Below are 7,557 nucleotides of genomic sequence, written 5' to 3' on the forward strand. Positions count from 1 at the left end.
CGACCGCGTGCCGCCCCACGAGTTCAGCCGAACACTGGAGGTCAACGTCACCGGCCAGTGGCTCTGCGCCGCAGCGGCGTTCCGGCGGATGGCATCGCAGGCGCCCACCGGCGGGCGCATCATCACCAACGGCTCGATCGCGGCTCGCGTGCCCCGCGCGCACGCCTCCGCGTACGCGGTGAGCAAGCACGCCACCACCGGCATCACCCGCTCCCTCGCGCTCGACGGGCGGCCGCTCGGCATCACGGCGACGCAACTCGACATCGGCAACGCGAGCACGGGGCTCCTCGCCGAGTTCACCGCTCGCCCGCGCGGGAACGGCACAGCCGGCGAGGAGGCTCCGGCCGCCGGGGATGCCCCGCCCGAGCCCACCTTCGACGTCGCGCACGTCGCGCGCATGGTCGCGGCGGTCGCCGACCTGCCTGCGACGACGAGCGTGCCCGAACTCGTCATCACGGCAACGGGCATGCCCTACGACGGGCGCGGTTAGAGCGCGAGCGCCTCGCGCAGCCGCGCGACGTGGCCCACCGGGTCGACCCCGTACTCGGCGCGGATCACGCGCCCGGCCGCGTCGAGCACGAACGTGGAGCGCAGCGCCCCGATGGTCTGCTCGCCGTTCACGGTCTTCTCGCCCCACGCCCCCCACGCCCGCGCAGCCGCGTGCTGCGGGTCGCTGAGCAGCGTGTACGTGAGCGCGTGCTCGGCGGCGAAACGCGAGAGCGTCGCGGGGTCGTCGCCCGAGACGGCGTACACGCGGTACCCGCCCGCGCTCAGCGCGTCGAGGTGGTCGCGGAAGTCGCACGCCTCCGTGGTGCACCCCGGAGTGAACGCCGCCGGGTAGAAGTAGACGATGGCGGGCGCCCCCGCGAACACGCTCGACGTGCACGCCTCCCCCTCCGCCGTCACGAACGACACCTCGGGCGGCGTCTCGCCGATCGTCACTCCCGCCTGCAGCTGCGTCATCTCAGAGCTCCTCGCCCGCCATTGGGCCTCACGTGATTTCGAATCGTGGAAAATGATTTCCATTGAGTACCGTAACAGGGTTCGGGGGCCGAGGGAATGGGTGGCGCACCCGATCCGGTACCGCGGTCTCATGCAGGCCGTACCGCGGGCGGACGCGCCGACACCCCGCCCCGACCTACCGTGGAGTCATCACCGCGAACACCCGTTCGCCGCACACGAGAGGAGCCGCCATGAGCGCCACCACCACCCCCGACACCACGCCCCTCGCGGCGACCGACCCCGCCTCGAACGGGTCCGAGCCGATCCCGAGCGGCCCCGTCGCCAACGACGACCACTCCCGCGCGTTCACCATCACCAGCTTCGTGCTCGGCATCGCCTCCGTCGTCAGCGGCTGGACGTTCTTCGCGCCCATCACCGGCCTCGTCTTCGGCATCCTCGCCCTGCGCCGCAACACGCGGGATCGCACGCTCGCCCTCTGGGGCGTCTGGCTGAACGCCGCGATGCTCGCGCTCTGGGCGCTCGCCGGCATCATCGCCGTCGCCGTGTTCGGGTTCGGTGCGCTCGCCCTCGCGTTCGCCGCGTGACGGCGCTTCCGCCTCTCCCCCTCACCCGGCGTCCGGTCGCCTGGGGCGGTACACCCAGGTGACCATGACGACCGAGATGATCATCAGCAGGAACCACGAGACGATCTTCTGCCCCGAGACGAGCTCCCACCCGTCCACCTGACCGGGGTACAGCCACGCACCCGAGAGGGTGGCGACGTTCTCGGCGATCCAGATGAACAGCGCGACGCCGACGAACACGAGCAGCACGGGCACCCGCAGCGTCGCCCGCCAGATGCGGAAGTGCATGAGCGTCGGAGCCCACAGCAGCACGACGACTGCGAGCAGCAGCCACCGCGCGTCGAAGACGTAGTGGTGGGTGAAGAAGTTCGCGTAGATCGCGACCGCCGCGACGGTCGTCGCCCAGATCGGCGGGTACCGCGTGAAGCGCAGATCGTGCAGCCGGTGCACGCGCACCATGTACGAGCCGACCGCCGCGTACATGAACCCGCTGAAGAGCGGCACCGCCCCGATGCGCAGCACCCCGTCGGCCGCGTACGCCCACGAGCCGACGTCGGTCTTGAACAGCTCCATCGCGGTGCCCGTGATGTGGAACAGCACGATCACCCACAGCTCGCGCCCGCTCTCCAGCCGGAACACAACCATGCCGACCTGGATCGCCACGGCGGCGAGCGTCATCGCGTCATTCCGGGCGAGCGCGGCGTCGTCGGGGTACCAGAGCCGCGCGGCGACGATCACCACCAGCATCAGCGCCCCGAAGATGCAGGCCCACGCCTGCTTCAGCAGGAACACCGCCACCTCGATGACGACGGCGCGCGGGCCCGAGGCGGGCCGGCCCGCGAGCAGGCGGTTCGCGGCGACGTCGATCGAGCGCTCCAGGCGCGTGAGCTGCCGCACCGGAGCGCCGTCGCCGGTCTCGGGAGTCTCGGAAGCCCCGGGCGTCTCGGGCGTCTCGGGCGTCTCGGCCGCAGGCGTGTCTGGAGTCTCGGGTCGCGCCATGCTCAGAGGCTAGCGCGCGCTCGCTGGGGGCGCGCCCCGCGCGCGGCGGAGCGCCGCGACGGGCAGCACGCCGCCGCGCTCCGCCTTACGGGCGGGGTCGCCGCTCGCGGATGCGCATGTTGATCACGATGGGGCTGCCCTCGAAGCCGTAGCGCTCGCGCAGGCGCCGCTGGATGAAGCGGCGGTACTGCGGATCGAGGAAGCCGGACGTGAAGAGCACGAAGGTCGGCGGGCGGTTCTGCACCTGCGTGCCGAACAGGATGCGCGGCTGCTTGCCGCTGCGCAGCGGGTGCGGGTGCTCCTGCACGAGCTCCGCCACGAAGGCGTTGAACTTGCCGGTGGGAATGCGCGTATCCCACGACTCGAGCGCCGTCTCGAGCGCCGGCACGAGCTTCTCGAGGTGGCGGCCGGTGCGCGCCGAGATGTTGACTCGCGGCGCCCAGTCGACGTGCGCCAGATCCTGCTCGATCTCGCGCTCCAGGTAGCGGCGGCGGTCGTCGTCGAGCATGTCCCACTTGTTGAAGGCGAGCACGAGTGCGCGCCCCGACTCGAGCACGAGGTCGATGATGCGCAGATCCTGGTCGGAGATCTCCTGCGTCACGTCGATGAGCACGACCGCGACCTCGGCCTTCTCGAGCGCTGCGGCGGTGCGCAGCGACGCGTAGAAGTCGGCGCCCTTCTGCAGGTGCACGCGGCGGCGGATGCCGGCGGTGTCGACGAACGTCCACACGCGGCCGGCGATCTCGACCTGCTCGTCGACCGGATCGCGCGTGGTGCCCGCGACGTCGCTGACGACCGCGCGCTCCTCGCCCGCGGCCTTGTTCAGCAGGCTCGACTTGCCGACATTGGGGCGGCCGAGCAGGGCGACGCGGCGCGGCCCGAGCATCTTCGGCTGCGCGACGGCCGACTCCTCGGGGAGCGCCTCCACGACGGCGTCGAGCAGGTCGGCGACGCCGCGTCCGTGCAGCGCCGATACCGCGCGCGGCTCGCCGAGCCCGAGCGACCACAGCTGAGCGGCCTCCGCTTCGAGCACGGCGTCGTCCACCTTATTCGCGACGAGGAAGACGGGCTTGTGCGTGCGGCGCAGCAGCTGCACGACGCGCTCGTCGGTGGCGGTCGGGCCGACGCGCGAGTCGACCACGAACATCACGACGTCGCACAGCTCGATCGCGACCTCGGCCTGCAGGGCGACCGACGCGTCGATGCCCTTCGCATCGGGCTCCCAGCCGCCGGTATCGACGAGGCTGAAGCGGGTGCCCACCCACTCCGCCTGGTAGGTGACGCGGTCGCGGGTGACGCCGGGCACGTCTTCGACGACGGCCTCGCGGCGGCCGAGGATGCGATTCACGAGGGCCGACTTGCCGACGTTCGGGCGGCCGACGATGGCGACGACGGGCAGCGACTCGGCGACGGGCTCGCGGAACCCGAGGAACTCGCCGTCGTCGCTGATGATCGCCACGTCGTCGTCCTCGAGGTCGAAGCCCTCGAGGTTGGAGCGCATGGCGCGCAGACGCTCCTCGTCGGTGACGCTGGCGTCGAAGCCCTCGCCGAAGACGATCTCTCCCTCGTCGGCGGCGCGCACGGGGGCGTCGTGCACGGTCGCCTCGTACGTGTCGGCCTCGTCGTACTCGGGGTCGGCGGCGACCTGGCTGCCGTCGGGGGTCACCTGCATGACCTCGGGCCCGTCGTACTCGGGGGCCTCGACCTCGGGCGCCTCGGCGCGCGCGTCGCCGCGCTCGGCTCCCGTTGCGGGGTTCTGCTCGCTCATCATTCGCTCTCTTCCGCGGCGCACTGCGCCGCTCGTACGATATCGACCACAGCCTGCACCGACTGCTCGAAGTTCAGGTCGCTCGTGTCGACGAGCGTCACCCCGGCTGCGGGGGTGAAGAAGTCCACGACCAGCGCGTCCTTGGCGTCGCGCGCCTCGATGTCGGCGAGCACCTGCTCATGCGTCAGCCCCGCCAGTTCCCCCGCGCGCCGCTGCGCGCGCACCGCCGCCGTGGCCGTCATGAGCACGCGCACGGGCGCGTCGGGTGCGACCACCGTGGTGATGTCGCGCCCCTCGATCACCACGCCGGGCAGTGCCGATTCGGCGACGATGCGCCGGAACATCGCGTTGAGGCGGTCGCGCACCGGCGGGTGCTGGGAGACGCGGCTCACGAGCCCGCTCACGGCGTGCTGGCGGATCGCCGCGGTCACGTCGTGGGCGACGCCGTCGCCGAGGTCGACCGTCACCCGCTGCGGGCCGTGCAGCGTGATCGTGTACGTCCAGGTGTCGAGGATGGCCATGACCGCGTCGGGGTCGTCGAGGTCGGCGGCGCTCTCGACGGCCGCCCACGCGAGCGACCGGTACGCCGCGCCGGTGTCGAGGATGCCGAAGCCGAGCTGCTCGGCGGCGGCGCGCGAGACGCTCGACTTGCCGCTGCCCGCGGGGCCGTCGATGGCGACGAGCAGCGGGGCGGTGCGATCCGCCGCCGTCCGATCCGCTTCGGCCTGCGCCGCTCCGGTCGCGACGGTCAGTGCAGCGGCAGCTGATGCAGCATCAGTCACAGCGTCCTCCATCCGCGTTCGACGAGATCGGCGACCGCGCGTTCGGCGACCTCCGGCAGTACCGCGATCTCCGCGAAACCGATCTGGGCGCCCGGCGAGTGCTCGAGGCGCAAGTCTTCCATATTAATGCCCAGTTCTCCGAGTTCGGTGAGCAACTTCGCGAGCTGCCCGGGCGAATCGTCGATCAGCACCGTGATCTGGGTGAACCGCTCCGACGAGCCGTGCTTGCCCGGAATGCGCGACACCCCGTTGTTGCCCGCCGACAGCAGGTCGGCGATGCGTCGCTTCGCCCCGGTGCGGGCCGGATCGCGGAGCGCGTCGGCGAACGCGGCGACATCCGCGGCGAACGCGTCGAGCAGCTCCACCACGGGTGCGCTGTTCGCACCGAGGATCTGCACCCAGAGCTCGGGGTCGCTGGAGGCGACGCGCGTGGTGTCGCGCAGCCCGCCGCCCGCGAGACCGATCGCCTGGTCGGAGGCGGGCACGAGGCGCGCGGCGAGCAGGCTCGACACCACCTGCGGCAGGTGGGAGACGAGCCCGACGGAGCGGTCGTGCTCCTCGGGCGTCATCTCGATGAGCACGCCGCCGAGGTCGAGCGCGACGGCCTCGACCAGTGCGAGAGCCTCCGCCGGGGTCTCGCCGTCGCGGCAGATCACCCACGGCCGCCCCACGAAGAGGTCGGCGCGCGCCATGATCGCGCCGCCGCGCTCCCGGCCCGCCATCGGGTGCGAGCCCACGTAGCGCGAGAGGTCGATGCCGCGGCGCACGAGCTCGGCGTAGGGCGCGAGCTTCACGCTCGCGACGTCCGTGACCACGGCCTCCGGGTAGGTGCGGAGCGCGCGCTCCACCACGTCGGCCGTGACGTCGGGCGGGGTCGCGATGACGACGAGCGCGGGCGCGTCGTCGCCGGCCGACCGCACCCGCCCGGCGCCGTAGTCGGCGGCGAGCGCGACGGTCGTCGGCGACAGATCCTCGAGCGTCACATCGACGCCGCGCTCGCGCAGGCCGAGGCCGACGCTCGCGCCGAGCAGCCCGGCGCCGATGATGTGCACCGGGCCCCGGGAGCGCGCGACCAGCGCGGCCCGCTCGCCGACGGGGCGCAGATGCGCGCCGCCCGTCTCCGCGCGCGAACCCGCGTCCGACCCCGCGCCCGCCGCCGCCTCCGACCCTGCCGGATGCCGCACGCCGCTCATCGTCCGCCCTGCTTCCGACCGGCGCGGCCGTGCGGGTTGCCCCGCGCCGCCGTGCCCCGCATGCCGCGGGCGCCCTTGCCGTCGCCGGGCCGCCCCGCGGTGATCTCGCCGCGACGGCGCGGCCGGGAGGCGCCGCCGGATCCGCCGCCCGGCGTCTCACCGCCGCGCGGCGCCCCGCGATCCGGCGCCCCGCCGTCCTCGGCGGCCGAGAGCAGCGCACCGCGCTCTCCCGCCGACAGCTCGCGCAACTCGCCGACGCGCAGCGTGCCGAGGTGCAGCGGCCCGAACTGGCGGCGCACGAGCTCGACCACCGGATGCCCCACCTCCGCGAGCATGCGCCGCACGATGCGATTGCGCCCCGAGTGCAGGGTCACCTCCACGAGCGAGTGCGCGGCGCTCGACCCGCCGGGCAGCAGCTTCGCCCGATCCGCGCGGATCGGGCCGTCGGCGAGCTCCACCCCGTCTTTCAACCGCTGGATCACGGCGGGCGAGACCCGGCCGCGCACCTTCGCGATGTACGTCTTCTGCACGCCGAAGCTCGGATGCGCGAGGCGATGCGCCAGCTCGCCGTCGTTCGTGAGGATGAGCAGACCGCTCGTGTCGGTGTCGAGGCGGCCGACGTTGTAGAGCCGATCCTCGACCGCGTCGGTGAACTCGCGCAGGTCGGGCCGCCCGTTCTCGTCGCTCATCGTCGAGACGACGCCGCGCGGCTTGTTCAGCACGAAGTAGCGCTTCGACACGTCGAGCTGCACCACCACGCCGTCGACGCGCACGTCGTCGTTCTCGGGGTCGATGCGCGAGCCGAGCTCCCGCTCGACCACGCCGTTGACCGACACCCGCCCGCTGGTGATGAGCGTCTCGCACGCCCGGCGCGACGCGACGCCCGCGTGGGCGAGCGCCTTCTGCAGGCGCACGCGGCCGTCGTCGGGCGCCTGCTCGGGGTCGCCCGGCGCGCCGGCCGGCCCCGCCGCGCGCTCCGGGCGGTCCCACCCGAACGCGGCCAGATCGACCTCGACGCCCTCGCCGTCGACGGAGAACGACCCGCCGAACTTGTCTTCCGAGCGATTCATTCGTCGAATCCTTCCGTGGGTTCTTCGAGCAGTGGGGAGATGGGGGGCAGTTCGGAGATGTCGCCGATGCCGAGATAGCCGAGCAGCGCGTCGGACGTGCCGTAGAGGATCGCGCCCGTCTCGGGATCGTGCCCGGCCTCCGCGACGAGCCCCCGGCCGAGCAGCGTGCGCACCACCGAGTCGACGTTCACGGCGCGGATCGAGGCGATCGCCCCGCGC

General features: G+C 72.8%; 8 protein-coding genes and 1 pseudogene. 2 read left to right on the top strand and 7 right to left on the bottom strand.

The genetic code is table 11. From position 1 onward, the window contains the following. On the top strand, positions 1-490 hold a 490-nt coding region (locus tag NS354_RS10000), incomplete at its 5' end, for an SDR family oxidoreductase (protein ID WP_153002178.1). Here NS354_RS10000 and NS354_RS10005 read toward each other — a convergent pair. Further along, entirely contained in the window at positions 487-963 is a 477-nt protein-coding gene (locus NS354_RS10005; RefSeq protein ID WP_058594361.1) for a peroxiredoxin, read from the bottom strand. The two genes, NS354_RS10000 and NS354_RS10005, sit on opposite strands and share 4 nt — an antisense overlap. Positions 964-1,193: 230 nt before the next feature. On the opposite strand from NS354_RS10005, the gene NS354_RS10010 reads away from it, so the two are divergent. Further along, entirely contained in the window at positions 1,194-1,547 is a 354-nt protein-coding gene (locus NS354_RS10010; protein ID WP_058594362.1) for a DUF4190 domain-containing protein, read from the top strand. Between the two features lie 21 nt (positions 1,548-1,568). Here the strand turns inward: NS354_RS10010 and NS354_RS10015 are convergent, their stop codons facing one another. The 6 genes and pseudogenes from NS354_RS10015 to scpB all read right to left on the bottom strand — a co-directional run. Beyond that, positions 1,569-2,423, bottom strand: coding sequence for a DUF817 domain-containing protein (locus tag NS354_RS10015; protein ID WP_058594363.1), 855 nt, complete (start codon positions 2,421-2,423; stop codon positions 1,569-1,571). A 187-nt stretch (positions 2,424-2,610) separates the two neighbouring features. Then, on the bottom strand, positions 2,611-4,293 hold the full coding sequence (gene der / locus NS354_RS10020) for a ribosome biogenesis GTPase Der (RefSeq protein WP_193750761.1): 1,683 nt from the start codon (positions 4,291-4,293) through the stop codon (positions 2,611-2,613). Continuing rightward, complete coding sequence (gene cmk / locus NS354_RS10025; RefSeq protein WP_193750762.1) at positions 4,293-5,075, bottom strand: (d)CMP kinase; 783 nt, start codon at positions 5,073-5,075, stop codon at positions 4,293-4,295. The genes der and cmk overlap by 1 nt, the downstream gene beginning before the upstream one ends. Further along, positions 5,072-6,268 (bottom strand): prephenate dehydrogenase, encoded by a 1,197-nt coding sequence (locus tag NS354_RS10030; RefSeq protein ID WP_082678017.1) that lies wholly within the window; start codon positions 6,266-6,268, stop codon positions 5,072-5,074. Before NS354_RS10030 ends, cmk begins: the two co-directional genes overlap by 4 nt. A gap of 179 nt (positions 6,269-6,447) precedes the next feature. Beyond that, positions 6,448-7,182 (bottom strand): annotated as a pseudogene (locus NS354_RS10035) (pseudouridine synthase); the annotation flags it as partial. Positions 7,183-7,334: 152 nt separating this feature from the next. Beyond that, a partial coding sequence (gene scpB, locus NS354_RS10040) for an SMC-Scp complex subunit ScpB (RefSeq protein ID WP_193750763.1) occupies positions 7,335-7,557 on the bottom strand: 223 nt, incomplete at its 5' end.

The sequence above is a fragment of the Leucobacter chromiiresistens genome, from assembly GCF_001477055.1.
GTDB lineage: Bacteria > Actinomycetota > Actinomycetes > Actinomycetales > Microbacteriaceae > Leucobacter > Leucobacter chromiiresistens_A.

Excerpts from the sequence above, each read along its gene's own strand:
- NS354_RS10005 (WP_058594361.1), bottom strand. The coding sequence starts at position 963 with ATGACGCAGCTGCAGGCGGGAGTGACGATCGGCGAGACGCCGCCCGAG.
- NS354_RS10010 (WP_058594362.1), top strand. The coding sequence starts at position 1,194 with ATGAGCGCCACCACCACCCCCGACACCACGCCCCTCGCGGCGACCGAC.
- der (WP_193750761.1), bottom strand. The coding sequence starts at position 4,293 with ATGAGCGAGCAGAACCCCGCAACGGGAGCCGAGCGCGGCGACGCGCGC.
- NS354_RS10030 (WP_082678017.1), bottom strand. The coding sequence starts at position 6,268 with ATGAGCGGCGTGCGGCATCCGGCAGGGTCGGAGGCGGCGGCGGGCGCG.